The organism is Actinokineospora terrae, assembly GCF_900111175.1.
Taxonomy (GTDB): Bacteria; Actinomycetota; Actinomycetes; order Mycobacteriales; family Pseudonocardiaceae; genus Actinokineospora; species Actinokineospora terrae.
Window position 1 is genome coordinate 159,084 of sequence record NZ_FOGI01000010.1, and the last position, 18,999, is coordinate 178,082.

At 72.3% G+C, this 18,999-nt stretch carries 1 protein-coding gene; it reads left to right on the plus strand.

Annotation, left to right across the window (positions count from 1 at the left end):
- The first annotated feature begins 19 nt into the window (after nt 1–19).
- The gene (locus BMY07_RS23470) at nt 20–18,949 is read left to right on the plus strand and encodes a non-ribosomal peptide synthase/polyketide synthase (RefSeq protein ID WP_245782597.1); all 18,930 of its coding nucleotides are present in this window, start codon (nt 20–22) and stop codon (nt 18,947–18,949) included.
- Nucleotides 18,950–18,999 lie beyond the last annotated feature (50 nt).

An 18,999-nucleotide genomic window follows, 5' to 3' on the forward strand; every position in this document is an offset into this window, starting at 1 on the left:
GGCCCACCTCCGCGCACAGATGGAGAAGCGCCTCGCGGGCAAGGCCGGTCCCGCCAAGGTGGAGACCATCCCGACCGCGCCCCGCGACGGCGTGCTTCCGCTGTCGTCGGCCCAGCAGCGGCTGTGGTTCCTCAGCGAGTTCAACCCCGGCGGCAACGACTACAACTCCGGCACCGCCCTGCGCTTCACCGGTGAGCTCGACGCCCCCGCGCTCACCACCGCCATCCGCGCCCTGGCGAACCGGCACGAGTCGCTGCGCACCACCTTCCGCGAGGACGACGGCAGGCCCGTGCAGATCGTGCACGAGTCGGTCGAGATCGACGTCCGGACGGCCGACTGCACCGAGCAAGCGCTTGCGGACACCCTGCAAGCCGAGTTCTCGCAGCCGTTCGACCTCCGCCGAGGTCCGCTGCTGCGGGCTCTGCTGCTGCGGTTGGGCGAGCGGGAGCACGTGCTGTTGCTGACGGTGCACCACATCGCGGTCGACGGTTGGTCGTTGGCGGTGCTCACCGAGGAACTCTCCGAGCTGTACGCCGGGCGCGAGTTGCCCGCGCCGACGCTGCACTACGCCGACTTCGCCGCGTGGCAGCAAGAACGGCTCACCGGCCCGTCGATGGACAAGCACCTGGCGTACTGGCGGGAGGCGCTGTCCGGGGTCGAACCGCTGGCCCTGCCCACCGACCGCCCACGCCCGCCGGTGCGCACCCCGGCCGGTGCGGCGCACCAGTTCACCGTCTCCGCCGCTGTCACCGCGCGGCTGGCGAACCTGGCGCGCGCCAACGACACCACGATGTTCACCACCCTCATGGCCGCCAGCCAGCTGCTCGTCGCCCGCTACGGCGGTGTGGACGACGTCGCCCTGGGCACCGTCACCGCCGGGCGCGGCCGGGCCGAGCTGAACAAGGTCATCGGGTTCTTCGTCAACACCGTCGTGCTGCGCTCCACTGTGGACCAGAAGACCAGCTTCGTCGACTTCCTGCGCGCTGTCAACGGCACCGCGCTCGACGCCTTCAGCCACGACGAGGTGCCGTTCGACCGGCTCGTCGAGGCAGTCGGCGCGCCCCGCGACCCCAGCCGCAACCCGCTGTTCGACGTGCTCGTGCTGCTGCAGAACGCCTCCCGCGGCCTGCCGGAGTTCCCCGGTCTCGCCGTGGCGGAGGTCGACCTGCGCCGCTGGGCGGCCAACTTCGACCTCAGCATCGAGTTCAGCGAGCGCGCCGACCAGCTCGACTGCGTGCTGGAGTACAGCACCGACCTGTTCGACCCGGCGACCGTCGAGCGGTTCGCCGGGCACCTGCTGACCCTGCTCGCGGGCATCGCCGCCGCCCCGGACCGGCCGATGACCGAGCTGCCCTGGCTGACCGGCACCGAACTGCGGACCGTCACCGAGGGCTGGAACGACACCGCCCTGCCCGTCGCCGCGGCCACTTTCCCCGCTGTGTTCGAGGAGCAGACCCGCCGCACGCCGGACGCGACCGCGCTGGTATTCGCCAGCGAGGCGCTGACCTACGCGGAACTCAACGCCCGCGCGAACCGCGTGGCGCACCACCTCGTTGCACAGGGTGTGCGTCGCGAGCAGGTAGTGGCTGTGTCGCTGCCGCGTTCGGTCGACGCCGTGGCCGCCCAGCTCGGCGTGTTCAAGGCGGGTGCGGTGTACCTGCCGGTCGACCCGTCGCTGCCCGCCGAGCGCCGCGCCCACCTCGTCGAGGACTCCGGCGCTGTCTTGGTCATTGACACTGCCCTGGATACCGCAGCGCTTGTCGACGGCCCGGACACCGACCCCGAGGTGGGGCTGCGGCCGGACAACACCGCGTACGTCATCTACACCTCCGGGTCGACCGGCAAGCCCAAGGGCGTCGCCGTCGAGCACCGGGCGCTGGTGAACCTGCTGCACAGCCACCGCGCCGACTTCGCCGGTGGTGACCGGCTGCGGGTCGCGCTCTCGGCCGTGTTCTCCTTCGACACCTCGCTCGAAGGTCCCGTGCTGATGGCGGGCGGCCACGAGCTGCACCTGCTCGGCGACGACGTGCGCCTCGACCCCGACGCGCTGGTCGCCTACGTGGTCCGCGAGCGGATCGACTTCCTCGACCTGACCCCGTCCTACCTGCGCAAGCTCCTGCCCGCCGGTCTGCTCGCCCACCCCGACCACAAGCCCGCCGTGCTGATGCTCGGCGGCGAGGCCCTCGGCGACGACCTGTGGCGTGAGCTGGGTTCGCTGCCGGACACGGCAGTACACAACTTCTACGGCCCCACCGAGACCACCGTCGACGCACTGTCCACTGTGGTTGGTGGAGAGCGGGCGACGATCGGCCGCCCACTGCGCAACCTCCAGGCGTACATCCTCGACGCCGACTTCCGGCCGCTGCCTGTCGGCGTCCCCGGCGAGCTGCACATCGCGGGCGCCCAGCTCGCCCGCGGCTACCTGCACCGCCCCGGGCTGACCGCCGACCGGTTCGTCGCGGACCCGTTCGGGCCAGCCGGTTCGCGCATGTACCGCACCGGTGACCTGGCCAGGTGGACCAGCGACGGCACCGTCGAGTACCTGGGCCGCACCGACGACCAGGTCAAGATCCGCGGCTTCCGCATCGAGCCCGGCGAGATCGAGGCCGCGCTGCTGGCCCGCCCGGGTATCCGGGAGGCCGCTGTCGTGGCCCGCGAGGACGGCGGCCACCGCAGGCTCGTCGCCTACCTCGTCGCCGACGCCTTTGACACCAACGAGTTGCGCGCGGCGCTGAAGGAGACGCTGCCCGACTACATGGTGCCCGCCGCGTTCGTGGGGCTCGACCGGCTCCCGATGACGCGCAACGGCAAGCTCGACAAGGCGGCCCTGCCCGCGCCCGAGTTCAGCGCGGCAGCGGAGGCCGAGTACGTCGCCCCGCGCGACGAGACCGAGGAGCTGCTGGCCCAGCTGTGGGCCGACGCCCTGGGCACCGAGCGGGTCGGGGTCACCGACAACTTCTTCGCCCTCGGCGGCGACTCGATCCTCAGCATCCAGATCGTGTCCCGCGCCCGCCAGGCCGGGCTGCGGCTGACCTCGCGGGACGTGTTCGTCAACCAGACGATCGCCGAGCTGGCGCTGGTCGTCACCCGCGAGGCCGCGCCGACCGAGCAGGCGATCCCCGAGGGCCCCGCGCCGCTGACCCCGATCCAGCGCTGGTTCTTCCAGACCCACGGCCCGCGCGCGCACTTCACCATGTCGGTGCTGTTCGACCTGGCCGAGGACACCGACCTCACCGCACTCGAAGGCGCCCTGCGGGCCGTCGTCGGCCACCACGCCGCGCTGCGCAGCCGGTTCCGCCAGGTCGACGGCCAGTGGCGGCAGGAACCCGCCGAGATCCAGGTGGACCTCGCCAGGGGCGGCGGCATCGAGGCTGCCCGCGCGGAGATCGACCTGACCGACGGCCCGCTGCTGCGCGCTCTGCTCCTCGACGACGGCAGGCTCTTCCTCACCGTGCACCACCTCGTCATGGACGGCGTGTCGTGGCGCGTCCTGCTCGACGACCTGGTCACCGCCTACGGCCACCTGCGCGAGCAGAAGCCCGTCGACCTGCCCGCAGTGGGCACGACGTTCGCCGAGTGGTCGCACCGCCTCGGCGACCTGGTCGCTTCCGGTGCCCTGGACTCCGCGCTCGACCACTGGACCGCCGTGCCGGACCCGGTGCCGCTGCCGACCGACCGGACCTCCGACACCACGGGCAAGAACACCGCCGGGACCACCGCGTCCGTCACCGTGCGGCTCGAGCCCGCCGTGACCGACGCCGTCCTGCGCACCGTGCCCGAGCGCTACCGCACCCGGATCAACGACGTCCTGCTCAGCGCGCTCGGCCGGGTGCTGACCCGGTGGACGGGCGAGCGCACCGCCGCGATCACCCTGGAGGGCCACGGCCGCGAGGAGGTCGTCGACGGCGCCGACCTGACCCGCACGGTCGGCTGGTTCACCACCCAGTTCCCCGTCGCGCTCGACATGCCCGGCGGTGACTGGGACACCGTGCTCAAGTCCGTCAAGGAGCAGCTGCGCGCGGTCCCGCACAACGGCCTCAGCTACGAGGCGCTGCGCTACCTGACCCCGGACAGCCCGCTGGCCGGGCGCCCGCTGCCGCGCATCAGCTTCAACTACCACGGCCGCTTCGACACCGACGACGAGAACGGCCCGCTCGGCGCCCGCTCCGACGCCGGTCCCGAGGTCGACCCGACCGCCGAGCGCGACTTCGACCTCGACGTCATCGGCCTGGTCGAGTCCGACGAGCTGGTGCTGACCTGGGAGTACTCGACCGCGCTGCACCACGGCGCGACCGTGCGCAGGCTGGCGGAAGCGATGCTGGCCGAGCTGCGCGGGATCGCCGCGCACTGCGCCGCCCCCGGCTCCGGTGGCCGCACCCCGTCCGACTTCCCGCTCGCGCGCCTCACCCAGTCCCAGGTGGACACCATCGCGGGCGACGGCTCCGACATCGAGGACATCTACCCGCTGACGCCGTTGCAGGCGGGCATGGTCTTCCACAGCCTCGTCGACCCGGACAACGGCGCCTACGTCGACCAGGTCCGGCTCGTGCTCGACGGCGTCACCGAGCCGACCGCGCTGGTCGCCGCGTTCCAGACCGTCGTCGACCGAACCCCGGTGCTGCGCACGGCCGTGGTGTGGGCCGATGTCGCCGAGCCGGTGCAGGTGGTGCGCCGCACGGTGCCGCTCGACGCCGACGTCCGCGACTGGCGCGACCTGTCCGAGCGCGACCAGGACAAGGCGCTGACCCACCTGCTGGCCGTCGACCGCGCCAAGCCGTTCACTCTGGACAGCGCGCCGCTGCTGCGCATCTCAGTGCTGCGCTTGACCGATGACCGCGTGCTGCTGGTGTGGTCGTCGCACCACGTGCTGCTCGACGGGTGGAGCACCGCGCAGGTCTTCGGCGAGGTCGTCGAGCGCTACACGGCGTTGGTCGAGGGCACCGCGCCCACCGCGCCGGTGCGCAGGCCGTTCCGCGACCACGTGCGGTGGCTGTCCGAACAGGACAGTGCGGCTGCCGACGCGCACTGGGCCGGGGTGCTGGCCGGGTTCGCCGAGCCGGTGGCCGTGCCGTGGGACCACGCTCCCGCGCAGGCGCACCGGACCGAGTCGAGCGCGTCGGTGAAGACGATCATCGACCCGGCGGAGTCCGAGCGGCTGCGCTCCGCCGCGCAGCGGGCCGGGCTGACGGTCAACACCGTCGTCCAGGGCGCGTGGGCGCTGCTGCTGGCGCGCTGGGCGGGCACCACCGACGTCGTCTACGGCACGACCGTGTCCGGCAGGCCCGCCGAGCTCAGCGGCGTCGAGTCGATGGTCGGCATGTTCATCAACACCGTCCCGACCCGGGTCCTCGCCGACCCCTCGCGTCCGGCCGGGGCGTGGCTGCGCGACATCCAGGCCGCGCAGAGCGAGTCGCGCCGGTTCGACTACCTCGCGCTCTCGCGCATCCAGTCGCACAGCGCGGTCGAGCCGGGCGCGGCGCTGTTCGACAGCGTCGTCGTGTTCGAGAACTACCCCTTCGAGGACGCTTCCCGCGAAGGCGGCGTGCGGGTCACCGAGGTCACGGCGGTCGACACGACCAACCTGCCGCTGACCCTGTCCGCGCACGTCGATGACCGGGTCCACCTCGACCTGGGCTACGACCCCGCGCTGCTGGACCGGCCGACCGCCGAGCGGGTCGCGTCGTGGCTGCGCACTCTGGTGACCGCGCTGGTCGAGGACCAGGACCGGGCCATCGGCACGCTGCCCTGGGTGTCTGCTGAGGACCGCGAGCGGGTTCTCCGCGCGTTCAACGACACCGACCACCCGCTGCCGTACGAGCCGCTCACCGAGGTGTTCGAGCGGCAGGCCGCCGGCACCCCCGACGCGACCGCGCTGGTGTTCGGCGACCGCGTCCTGACCTTCGCCGAGGTCGAGTCGGCCGCGAACCGGTTGGCGCACAAGCTGATCGCCGACGGCGCCGGTCCGGAGACCGTCGTCGCGCTGACCATGCCCCGGTCGGCGGACACCGTGATCGCGATCCTCGCCGTGGGCAAGGCCGGTGCGGCGTTCCTGCCGGTCGACCCGACCCTGCCCGCCGACCGCGTCGCCTACCTGCTCGACGACGCCAAGCCGGTGCTGGTGCTCGACGGCACGACCGACACCAGCGGCTTCCCGGAGACCAGCCCCGGCCGGGAGATCCGGCCGGAGCAGACCGCGTACATCATCTACACCTCCGGCTCCACCGGGCGGCCCAAGGGCGTCGTCATCAGCCAGGGCAACCTGTCCGCGCTGCACCAGGACCACCGGGTCGACATCACCAGCGTCGACCGCACCCGGTTCGCGCTGACCGCGACCTTCTCGTTCGACACGTCGCTGGAGGGCCTGCTGTTCCTGGTCGACGGGCACGAGGTGCACGTCATCGACTCGGACCTGCGCATCGACCCGGCCGCGTTCGTCGACTACGTCAGCACGCGCGGCATCGAGTACGTCGACCTCACCCCCACCCACGCCACGCACCTGGCCGCCGCCGGGCTGCTGGACAGCGGGCTCAAGGTGCTGATGCTCGGCGGCGAGGCGCTGTCGGAGAAGCTGTGGCGGGACGCGCAGGCCAAGGGCGTGCGGGTCGTGAACTACTACGGCCCCACCGAGACCACAGTGGACGCGACGGTCCTGTTCTCCGGCGAGGCCGAGCGCCCGCTGATCGGCCGCCCGCTGCGCAACACGCAGGCGTACGTGCTCGACGAGAACCTCGACCCGCTGCCGCCGGGCGTCCCCGGTGAGCTGTACCTCGCGGGCGTCCAGGTCGCTCGCGGTTACCTCGACCGCGCCGGGCTCACCGCGTCCCGGTTCATCGCCGACCCGTTCGGCGCGTCCGGCACCCGCATGTACCGCACGGGCGACCGGGTCCGCTGGACCGAGAACGGGCTGCTCGACTACCTGGGCCGCGCCGACGACCAGGTCAAGATCCGCGGGTTCCGCATCGAACCCGGCGAGATCGCGGCAGTGCTGCGGGAGCGAGCGGGGATCAGCGACGCCGCTGTCGTCCCGTTCACCGACGCCACCGGGACCCGCCTGGTTGCTTACGTCGTTGGAGCCGTCGACGGCGATCTGCGCGCCGAGCTGGCCAAGCAGTTGCCGGACTACATGGTGCCCGCCGCCGTCATCGCGCTGCCCGCCCTGCCGGTCAACGCCAGCGGCAAGCTCGACCGCCGCGCCCTGCCCGCGCCGGAGTTCACCGCCACCACCGCGCACGTCGAGCCGCGCACCGAGGCCGAGCGCGTCGTGGCCGCCGCGTGGGCCGATGTCCTGGGGGTGCCCGAGGTGGGCGCCGAGGACAACTTCTTCGCCCTCGGCGGCGACTCGATCCTGAGCATCCAGGTGGTGTCGCGGCTGCGCGCCGCGTTCGGCACCCAGATCTCGCCGCGCGCGGTGTTCGACCACCCGACCGTCGCCGCCCTGGCCAGGGCCGTGCCGGGGGAGCGGACCGACGCCATCCCGGTCCTCGACCACAGCGGACCGGTCCCGCAATCGTTTGCGCAGCGCAGGCTCTGGTTCTTGGACCAGTTCGAGCCGGGCGACACCGAGTACGTCAGCCCGACCGCGCTGCGGTTGTCCGGCGATCTCGACGTGACCGCGTTGACCTCGGCGTTGACCGCGCTCATCGCCCGGCACGAGTCGTTGCGGACCACGTTCGACGAGGTCGGCGGCGAGGCCGTGCAGATCGTCCACGAGCCGTACCCGGCCGACTTGGCCGTTGTGGACGGTGACCCGTCAGCGGTGCTGGAGCGGGAGAGCGCCCAGCCGTTCGACCTGCGACAGGGCCCGCTGCTGCGCACCACCCTCGTCCGGGTCGCGCCGCGGGAGCACGTGCTGATCCTGACGCTGCACCACATCGTCACCGACGGGTGGTCCACCGCCGTCCTCACCGACGACCTCGCCACCCTCTACCGGGCCGAGCTGTCCGGTGTGGACGCCTCATTGCCCGAGATCCCGGTCCGCTACACCGACTTCACGGCGTGGCAGCGGGAGCAGGGCAGTGACGTCGGCTTCTGGCAGGCCGCGCTGGCCGGGATCCAGCCGCTGGAACTGCCGACCGACCGGCCGCGCCCCGCCGTGCGCACCACCTCGGGGGCCAAGCACGAGTTCACCCTGCCCGCCGCGACCCTGGACGCGCTGCGCCAGGTCGGCCGCCGGGTCGACGGGACGCTGTTCACCACCCTGCTCGCCGCCTGCCAGGTCCTGTTCGCCCGCTACAGCGGCCAATCGGACATCGCGCTGGGCACCGTGGCCTCCGGGCGTGACCGCGCGGAGCTGGAGCGGGTCGTCGGGTTCTTCGTCAACACCGTCGTGCTGCGCTCCACTGTGGACCTGCGGGCGCCGTTCGCCGAGGTCCTCGCCGGGGCCAGGGCCACCGCGCTGGAGGCCTTCGCCCACCAGGACGTGCCGTTCGAGCGGGTCGTGGACGCGGTGGCCCCCGAGCGCGACGCCAGCCGCAGCCCGCTGTTCGACGTGATGGTGCTGCTGCAGAACACCCCGGACGAGGTCCCGGCGATCGCGGGCCTGACCGTCACCGAGGTGGACATCCCGGTCACCACCGCCACCCACGACCTGACCGTCGAGTTCCAGGAGTCGACGACCGGCCTGCGCGGCGCGGTCGAGTTCAACCCGGACCTGTTCGACCTCTCCACCGTCGAGCGCCTCACCGGGCACCTGACCGCGCTGCTCACCGCCATCGCCGCCGACGCCGACCAGGTGGCGGGCGACATCGAACTTCTGGACCCCGCCGAGCGGCAGCGGATCGAGGCGTGGCAGGGCACCCGCGACGGCGAGTTCACCCCGCTGACCAGGCTGTTCGCCGACCAGGCCGCCCGCATCCCGGACGCGGACGCCGTGGTGTTCGGGTCGGACCGGCGCACGTTCGCGCAGGTGGAGTCCGCCGCGAACCGGCTGGCCCGCTACCTCGTCGCCCGGGGCGCCGGGCCGGAGCGCCTGGTCGCGCTTGCCCTGCCCCGCTCGGCCGACGTCGTCGTCGCGATCCTGGCGACGCTGAAGTCCGGCGCCGCCTACCTGCCGATCGACACGACGCTGCCGCACGAGCGGGTCGAGTTCCTGCTCGCCGACGCCGCCCCCACGGTCGTCCTCGACGCCATGCCCGACCTGGATGGCTGGGACGACTCCGCACTCGAGGTCGACCCGCACCCGCGCGGCGCCGCCTACGTGATCCACACCTCCGGGTCCACCGGCACCCCCAAGGGCGTCGTGGTCGACCACGGCAACCTGGCCGCGCTCGCCGCCCACCAGGTGGCCGAGCTGATCGACCCGCTCGGCCCCGGCCTGCGCTACGGCCAGACCTCGGTGTTCTCCTTCGACACCGCCGTCGAGGGCCTGCTGTTCCTGGCCGCCGGGCACACCCTGCACGTCCTCGACGAGGACACCCGGCTCGACCCGCACGCCCTCGTCAGCTACGCCACGGCCAACCTCGACGCGCTGGACGTGACCCCCGCGCACGCCCGCCGCCTGGTCGAGGCCGGTCTGCTCGACGCCGGTCTCCGGCTGTTGACCCTCGGCGGCGAGGCCATCGACCCGGCGCTGTGGCGTGAACTGGCGGACGCCGACCTCACGGCGGTCAACCTCTACGGGCCGACCGAGGTCACCGTCGACGCCACGTGGGCCACGATCACCGGCGACCGCGCCACGATCGGCAGCCCGCTGTCGACCACCCGCGCGTACGTCCTCGACCAGGACGTCCACCCGCAGCCCATCGGCGTGCCCGGCGAGCTGTTCCTGGCCGGACCGCAGGTCACCCGCGGGTACCTCGGGCGACCAGGGCTCACCGCGGACCGGTTCGTCGCCGACCCGTTCGGCGCCTCGGGCAGCCGCATGTACCGCACGGGCGACCGGGCTCGCTGGCTCGCTGACGGGACCCTGGAGTTCCTGGGGCGCGCCGACGACCAGGTCAAGATCCGTGGACACCGGGTCGAGCCGGGCGAGGTGACGGCGGCCCTGCTGCGCCACGAGAACGTCCGCGACGCCGCTGTCGTCGCCCGGCCGCATGGCGGTCACCTCAGGCTTGTCGGCTACGTGGTCGGCGATGGCACAGTCGGGGATGGCGCTGTTGGACAGCACAGCGATTTCGCGGCGTTCCTGCGGGTGACGCTGCCGGACTACATGGTGCCCTCGGCGTTCGTGCTGCTCGACCGGCTGCCGGTGACCCACAACGGCAAGCTCGACCACCGCGCCCTGCCCGAGCCGACCATCGTGGCCGCCACGCACGTGCCGCCGCGACCGGGCACCGAGACCACCCTCGCCGGGATCTGGGCCGGGGTCCTCGGCCTGCCCGAGGTGGGGGCGACGGACAACTTCTTCGCCCTCGGCGGCGACTCGATCCTGAGCATGCAGGTCGTGTCCCAGGCCAGGGCGGCCGGTCTGGCGATCACCTCCAAGGACGTGTTCGTCCGCCAGACCATCGGTGAGCTGGCCACGGTGGCGACCCCGACCGCCGTCGCCGTCGCGCAGCCGGTGATCACCGGTCCCGCGCCGCTGACCCCCATCCAGCACTGGTTCTTCGCCACCCACACCGCGCAGCAGCGCAACCACTTCACCATGGCGATGACCTTCGAGCTGGCCCCCGGCGTCGACCGCGACCGGCTGCTCGCCTCGGTCGGTCGGGTCGTCGAGCACCACCCCGCGCTGCGCACCCGCTTCTTCGAAACCGACGCCGGGTGGGTCCAGGAGCCGACCGACTCCGGCATCACCGACGAGATCGACATCGCCGCGGGCCGGATGGTGCGGGCCGTCATCGAGCAGGACCGGCTGCACCTGGAGGTCCACCACCTCGTCATCGACGCGGTGTCGTGGCGGGTCGTGCTGGCCGACCTGGAACGCGCCCACCGCGGCGAGTTCCTCGCCCCCGCCGTCCCGTTCGGACAGTGGGCGCACCGGCTGGCCGACCTCACCCTCGGCGGCGGGTTCGACGCCGACCTCCCGCACTGGCAGGCGATCCCGCCGACCCCGGCGTTGCCCGTGGACGGTCACGGCGACAAGGACACCGCCGCCGGGTTCAGCGTCTCGATGCCCGCCGACGCCCTGCTGCACCAGATCCCGGACGTCTACCGCACCCAGGTCAACGACGTGCTGCTCGCCGCGCTCGCCCGCGCCGTCACCGACTGGACCGGGCAGCCGCACGCCCTGATCACGCTGGAGGGACACGGCCGCGAAGAGGTCATCGACGGCCTGGAGATCGGCGGCACGGTCGGCTGGTTCACCAGCCAGTTCCCGGTCGCGCTGCCCGTCGCCGACCGGTGGTCCGACACGCTGAAGGCGGTCAAGGAGTCGCTGCGCGCGATCCCGAACCGGGGCCTGGGCTACGAGGCGCTGCGCTACATCAAGGGCAGCCTCGACCACACGCCCGAGCCGGATATCGCGTTCAACTACCTGGGCCGCTGGGACGCCGGTGACGGCTCCGGTGACCTGCTGCGCGACCAGGTGGCCGACCCGGAGCGCCAGGGGCCGGTCATGCCGCGCAGCCACCTGATCGATGTCACGGCCGCCGTCACCGGTGGTGTGCTGACCCTGGACTGGGAGTACGCGCCGGGAATCCACGACGAGTCCACGGTCCGGGGTGTCGCCGAGCGGATGGTCGCCGCGCTGCGGGAGATCGTCGCGCACTGCGCCGAGCCGGGCGCCGGTGGCCGCACGCCGTCCGACTTCCCGCTCGCCCGCCTGGCCCAGTCCGAAGTGGACGTGCTGGTGGGCGACGGTTCGGACATCGCGGACATCTACCCGCTGACCCCGTTGCAGGCCGGGATGCTGTTCCACGGACTGCTCGACGCCGACTCCTACGTCAACCGCACCCAGGTGCGGCTGCGCGGGGTCACCGACGTGCGGCGCCTCGGCCAGGCCTGGCACGAGGTCGCCGAGCAGAACCCGGTGCTGCGCAGCCGCGTCGTATGGCAGGGCGTGGCGGAGCCGGTGCAGGTCGTGCACGTCGGCTCGCAGATCTCGGTGGAGTACGGGCCGATCGGCGAGGTCGGCATCGACCTGGCGCGCGGGCCGCTGACCAGGGTCGTGCTGCACGAGGTCGAGCCGGGCGTGGTCGACCTGCTGTGGGTGTCGCACCACCTGCTGCTCGACGGCTGGAGCACCGCGCAGGTGTTCTCCGATGTCCTCGCCCGCTACGCAGGCGCCACCCTGGCTGCCCGCAGGCCGTTCCGCGACTACCTGGCGTGGCTGGCCGAGCAGGACTCGACGGCGGCCGAGCGGCACTGGCGCGCGGTGCTCGCCGGGGTCGAGGGGCCGACCGCGCTGCCGTACGACCGCCCGCCGGTCGACGCGCACCGGGCCCAGTCCAGCGCCCACGTCCGCGCCGCGCTGCCGGTCGGGGAGGTCGGTGCCCACGGGTTGACGCTGAACACGGTGGTCCAGGGCGCGTGGGCGCTGCTGCTGTCGCGCTACAGCGGCGACCGCGAGGTCGTCTTCGGCACCACGGTGTCCGGTCGGCCCGCCGACCTGCCCGGGGTCGAGGACATGGTCGGCATGTTCATCAACACCGTCGCCAGCCGGGTGCTGGTCGAGACCCGCGGCAGCGCCCTGCCTTGGCTGCGTGGACTCCAGGCGGCGCAGGCGGAGTCGCGGCGGTTCGACCACGTCTCGCTGGCCCAGGTCCAGGCGTGGAGCGGGGTCGAGTCGCTGTTCGACAGCGTCGTCGCGTTCGAGAACTTCCCGGATGGTGCCGAGACTGACGGTGCGCCGGACGTCGAGACGGTGGACGGGGCCGAGGCGACGACGCTCGCGCTGAGCCTGTCCGCGCACCTCGACGGCGACCGGCTCCGCGTGGAGCTGGGGTACGACCCGGCGCTGTTCGCTGACGGCACGGCACAGACCCTTGTGGACCGTTTGGTCGCGCTGGTGTCCGCGCTGACCGAGGACCCGACCCGGGACCTGGCGCAGCTGCCGTGGCTCACCGAGGCCGAGCAGGCGCTGGTCCTCGACGGCTGGAACGACACGGCCGCCGAGGTCGAGCCTGTTGCCTTCCCTGCTTTGGTGCGGGGCGAGGCGGGGACCATCGCGGTCGAGCAGGGGGACCGGGCGCTCACGTACGCCGAGCTGGACGCCGCCGCGAACCGGGTGGCGAACCTGCTGCGAACCCTCGGTGCCAAGGCCGAGCAGATCGTCGCGCTGCAGATGCCCCGGTCGATCGACCTGGTGGTCGCGCAACTGGCGGTGCTCAAGACCGGGGCCGCCTACCTGCCGATCGACCCGGGCTACCCGGCCGAGCGCATCGCGTACATGCTCGACGACGCGCAGCCGGTGATCACCCTCGACGCGCTGCCGGTCGCCACCGGGTTCCCGGACACCGCGCCGGAGGTGGACATCGCGGTCGACTCGCCCGCGTACGTCATCTACACCTCGGGATCCACCGGGCGGCCCAAGGGCGTCGTGGTGACGCACCGGGGGCTGGCGAACTTCGCCGCCGCCGAGGCCGACCGGTTCGACGTGCGCGCCGGGGACCGGGTGCTGGCGTTCTCGTCGCCGAGCTTCGACGCGTCAGTGCTGGAGCTGTGCATGGCGCTGCCCTCGGGGGCGACGCTCGTCGTACCGCCCGCCGGGCCGCTGGTGGGGGAGCCGCTGGGAATCGCGTTGCGGGACCTGCGGATCACGCACACGCTGATCCCGCCGGTAGCGCTGGCGACCGTGCCGGAGGTGGAGCTTCCGGACCTGCGGACGCTGATCGTCGGCGGAGACGCGTCGTCGGCCGAGCTGGTGCGGCGGTGGGCGCCGCGCACTGGGCTGATCAACGCGTACGGGCCGACCGAGGTGACCGTGGTGGCGACGTGGACGGCGCCGCTGTCCGCTGGTGACGGGGCGCCGCCGATCGGGCGTCCGCTGCCGAACACCCGGGCGTACGTGCTGGATGACGACCTGCGGCCGGTTCCGCCCGGGGTTCCGGGGGAGCTGTACGTGGCCGGGGTCGGGTTGGCTCGGGGGTATCTGGGTCGGCCTGGGTTGACGGCGTCGCGGTTCCTGGCGAATCCGTTTGACGGTGGGCGGATGTACCGCACGGGCGATGTGGTGCGGTGGACTGCGGATGGCTCGCTGGTGTTCGTGGGGCGCGCTGATGACCAGGTGAAGGTGCGCGGGTTCCGGATCGAGCTCGGCGAGATCGAGTCCGTGATCGGCGCCCAGCCCGGAGTGTCCTCTGTGGCCGTTGTGGTGCGGGAGGACGAGCCCGGGGTCAAGCGGCTCGTCGCGTACGTGGTCGGGTTCTCCGTCGGGCTGCGGGAGGCACTGCTGCGGTCGTTGCCTGAGCACATGGTCCCGGCGGCGTTCGTCGAGCTGGAGTCGCTTCCGCTGACCGCCAACGGCAAGCTGGACCGGCGTGCGCTGCCCGTTCCCGAGTGGACGGACAGTGGCGACTTCGTGGCGCCGCGCACCGAGGCCGAGCGAGTCGTCGCCGCTGCTTGGGTCGATGTGCTCGGGGTCGGTCGGGTTGGGGCGCAGGACAACTTCTTCGCGCTGGGTGGTGACTCCATCCTCAGCATCCGCGTTGTCGCCCGGCTGCGGGACGCGCTCGGGACCGATGTCTCGCCTCGGGTGCTGTTCGACAACCCGACCGTCGAGTCGCTGGCTCTCGCGCTTGGTGGTGCGCCCGCTGCCGAGACGATCCCGGTGCTGTCGGACTCCGCCTCGTCGCCGCTGTCGTTCGCGCAGCAGCGGTTGTGGTTCCTCCAGGAGTTCGAGCCGAACAGCACCGAGTACGTGACGCCGCTGGCCGTGCGGTTGCGCGGGCCGCTGGACCTGGGTGCGCTTGAGGCCGCGATGACGGCGCTGTCGGCGCGGCACGAGTCGCTGCGGACCACGTTCCACGGCGAGGACGGGCAGGGCACGCAGGTGGTGCACCCGGCTTCCTCGGTCGCGGTGCCGGTCGTGGACATCACCGAGGCTGGGCTGGCCGCTGCTCTGGACCGGGTAGCCGGGGAGCCGTTCGACCTGGTGACCGGGCCGTTGGTGCGGCCGGTGGTGTTCCGGATCGGCGCGCTCGACCACGTGCTGGCGCTGACCATGCACCACATCGTCACGGACGGCTGGTCCGCTGGTGTGCTGATGGCCGACCTCGCCGAGCTGTACCGGGCCGAGGTGGAGGGTGGCGAGGCTGACCTTCCCGCGCTGCCGGTGCGGTACCGGGACTTCGCGGCCTGGCAACGCGGCCGGACCGACGTGCTCGCGGAGCAGTTGGAGTACTGGAAGTCCGAGCTGGCCGGGGTTCCCGCGCTGGAGCTGCCGACCGACCGGCCGCGACCGGCGGTGCACACGACGTCGGGCGCGCAGGTGCCGTTCACGGTGTCCCGTGAGGTCGCCGACCAGTTGCGGGCGGTGGCGCGGGAGCAGGACGCGACGCTGTTCATGGTGCTGGTGGCGGCGACGCAGACGTTGCTGCACCGGTTCACCGGGCAGGACGACATCGCCGTGGGCACGGTCGCCGCGGGTCGGGACCACCCGGATCTGCACAACCTGATCGGGTTCTTCGTCAACACGCTGGTGCTGCGCTCCACTGTGGACTCCTCGGTGCCGTTCGCGGAGTTCGTCGGCCGGGTCAGGTCGACCGTGCTCGACGCGTTCGGCAACCAGGACGTGCCGTTCGAGCGGGTCGTCGACGCGGTGGCGCCGGAGCGCGACACCAGCCGGACGCCGCTGTTCCAGGCGATGGTCGTGCTGCAGAACGCCGTGGGCCGCGCGTCGGGGCTGGCCGGGCTGGACGCCTCCGATGTCTCGTTCCCGGTGGTGACGGCCGCCTACGATGTGACGGTCGAGTTCCACGAGGTCGAGGACGGCGGGCTGCACGCGACGCTGGACTACAACACCGACCTGTTCGACTCCTCGACCGCGCACCGGCTCGTCGCGGGCCTGGATGTTCTGCTGGGCGCGGCTTCGAGCGCTCCGACGGCACGGCTGGGTTCGCTGCCGGTGCTGACCGCGCAGGACCGGCAGCAGGTGCTGGTCGACTGGAACGACACTGCTGTGGCGACCGAGCCGCGGACCGTGCCGGAGCTGGTGCGGGCACAGGCGTTGGCGCGGCCGGGCGCGCCTGCGATCATCAGCGGCGACACCGTGGTGAGCTGGGGCGAGCTGGACGCGCGGACCGACCGGGTGGCGCGGGCGTTGGTCGCGCACGGCGCCGGGCCGGAGAAGGTCGTGGCTGTCCGGTTGGGACGGTCGGTGTCCTTGATCGTCGCCGAGCTGGCGGTGACCAAGGCCGGGGCGGCGTTCCTGCCGATCGACCCGAACTACCCGGACGACCGCATCGCGTACATGCTCGACGACGCGCGGCCGGTGCTCGTGCTCGACGGTGAGCTGCCGGAAGCCGACTCGGGTGACCTGCCGGTGCCCGCGCTGGCGAACCCGGCGTACGTGATCTACACCTCGGGGTCCACCGGGCAGCCCAAGGGCGTCGTGGTGACCCACGCGGGTCTGGCCAGTTTCGCGGCGGCCGAGGTGGCGCGGTTCGACGTGCGGCCGGATGACCGGGTGCTGGCGTTCTCGTCGCCGAGCTTCGACGCGTCGGTGCTTGAGCTGTGCATGGCGTTGGGTGGGGGAGCCGCTGTCGTGGTGCCGCCACCGGGGCCGCTGCTGGGCGAGCAGCTCGGTGAGGTGTTGGCCTCGCAGCGCATCTCGCACACGCTGATCCCGCCGGTGGCGCTGGCCACTGTGCCGGAGATGGACTTGCCCGCGTTGCGGACCCTGATCGTCGGGGGTGACGCGTGTTCCGCCGAGCTGGTGCGGCGGTGGGCTCCTGGGCGTCGGATGATCAACGCCTACGGGCCGACCGAGTCCACTGTGGTCTCCACGTGGAGTTCGCCGCTGGAGCCGGGTGGGGTGCCACCGATCGGGCGGCCGATCGACAACACGCGGGCCTATGTGCTGGACGCGGACCTGTCGCCGGTGCCGGTTGGGGTTCCGGGGGAGCTGTACGTGGCCGGGGTCGGGTTGGCTCGGGGGTACCTGGGTCGGCCTGGGTTGACGGCGTCGCGGTTCATCGCCAACCCTTTCGATGGTGGGCGGATGTACCGCACGGGCGATGTGGTGCGGTGGACGGTCGACGGTTCGCTGGTGTTCGTCGGCCGGGCTGATGACCAGGTCAAGGTGCGTGGGTTCCGGATCGAGCTCGGTGAGGTCGAGTCGGCGCTGCGCGCGCACCCGGATGTGGTCGACGCGGCTGCCGCCGTGCACACGGACCCCGCCGGGCACAAGCGGCTCGTCGGCTACGTCGCCGGGCCCGCGTTGCCGGATGGTGCCGCCTTGCGCGAGTTCCTGACTGCGACGCAGCCGGACCACCTGGTGCCGACCGCGTTCGTGCCGCTCGCAACGTTGCCGGTGTCGCCGAACGGGAAGGTCGACCGCAAGGCCTTGCCCGCACCTGACCTGACTGTCAGCACCGTTGCGTATGTGCCGCCGTCGACTCCGGTGGAGGAGGCGCTGGCGAAGGTGTGGGCCGACGTCCTCGGTGTCGACCGGGTCGGATTGGCGGACAACTTCTTCGCCCTCGGCGGTGACTCGATCCTGAGCATCCAGGTGGCGGCGCGGGCCAGGCAGGCGGGCCTGAAGGTCGCCACGAAGGACCTCTTCCTGCACCAGACGATCGCCGACCTGGCGCCGGTGGTGACCTTTGTGGACACTGCGGCCGACCGCGCGGTGGTGACGGGGCCGGTCCCGCTGACCCCGATCCAGCGCTGGTTCCTCGACACGCCGCGGGCCGGGTACCACCACTTCAACCAGGCGCACTACGTCGAGCTGGCCGCGGAACCGGACATCGCCGCGCTGCGTGCCGCGCTGTCGGCGCTGACCGCGCACCACGACGCGCTGCGGCTGCGGTTCGCCCGGGATGATGACGGGTGGCGGCAGTGGAACGCGGACGTGGCCGACGAGTCCCTTGTGGACCTGGTGTCGGTGGCGTCCGACGCGGAGGCCGAGCAGGTCGCCGACACGGTGCACGCCGGGTTCGACCTGGAGTCCGGTCCGCTGCTGCGCGCCGTGCTGTTCCGCTTCCCGGACCGCTTCCGGCTGCTGCTGGTCGCCCACCACCTGGTGGTCGACGGCGTGTCGTGGCGCATCCTGCTCGACGACCTGGACACCGCGTACCACCAGGCACGCCGCGGCGAGCCCATCGACCTGGGCGCCAAGACGACGTCGTTCCAGGAGTGGTCGCGCAAGCTGACCGAGTTCGTGTCCACGGGCGGCCTCGACGACGAGCTCCCGTACTGGAACTCGGTGACCGGCGTCGCACCGTTGCCCGTCGACCACCCCGCGGGCGCACCGGCAGTGGACGCGGTGTCGGTGTCGCTGAGCCCCGAGGCCACCGACGCACTGTTGCGCGGCGCCCCGACGGCGTACCGCACCCGGGTCAACGACGTCCTGCTGGCCGCCCTGGCCTGGTCCGTGGGCCGCTGGACCGACGACCCCCGCGTCGCCATCCACCTCGAGGGCCACGGCCGCGAGGACGTCCTGTCCGATGTGGACATCTCGCGCACGGTCGGCTGGTTCACCACCATGTTCCCGGTGGGCCTCGACGTCCCCCAGGGCAACTGGCGCACCATCGTGAAGGACATCCGCAAGCAGTTGCGCAAACTCCCCGGCAACGGCTTCGGCTACAGCGCGCTGCGCCACCTGGGAACTCTCCGGGACGACACCGACCCCCAGATCTCCTTCAACTACCTGGGCCAGTTCGACTCCCGCTCCGCCGAGGAATCCACCTCCCTCTTCGCGGAGACCCTGGGCGCCATCGGCTCCGACCACCACGCTGCCGACCGCACCGGCCACCTCATCGACATCGTCGGCGACGTCACCAACGGCCGCCTGGAGTTCGCCTGGTACTTCGCCGCCGACCGCTTCGACCGCTCTACTGTCGAGGCAGTGGCGGGCGAGTTCGAGGCTGCCCTGTTGGCGATCGCCGAAGACTGCGCGGGTGGCCGATGAGCGATCCACGGGTTGAGGCGGCCCCAGTGGGGGAACCAGGGACTGGGGAG

Bases quoted from the DNA above. Each gene is read 5' to 3' on its own strand.
- BMY07_RS23470 (WP_245782597.1), top strand. From the start codon at position 20: ATGGAGAAGCGCCTCGCGGGCAAGGCCGGTCCCGCCAAGGTGGAGACC.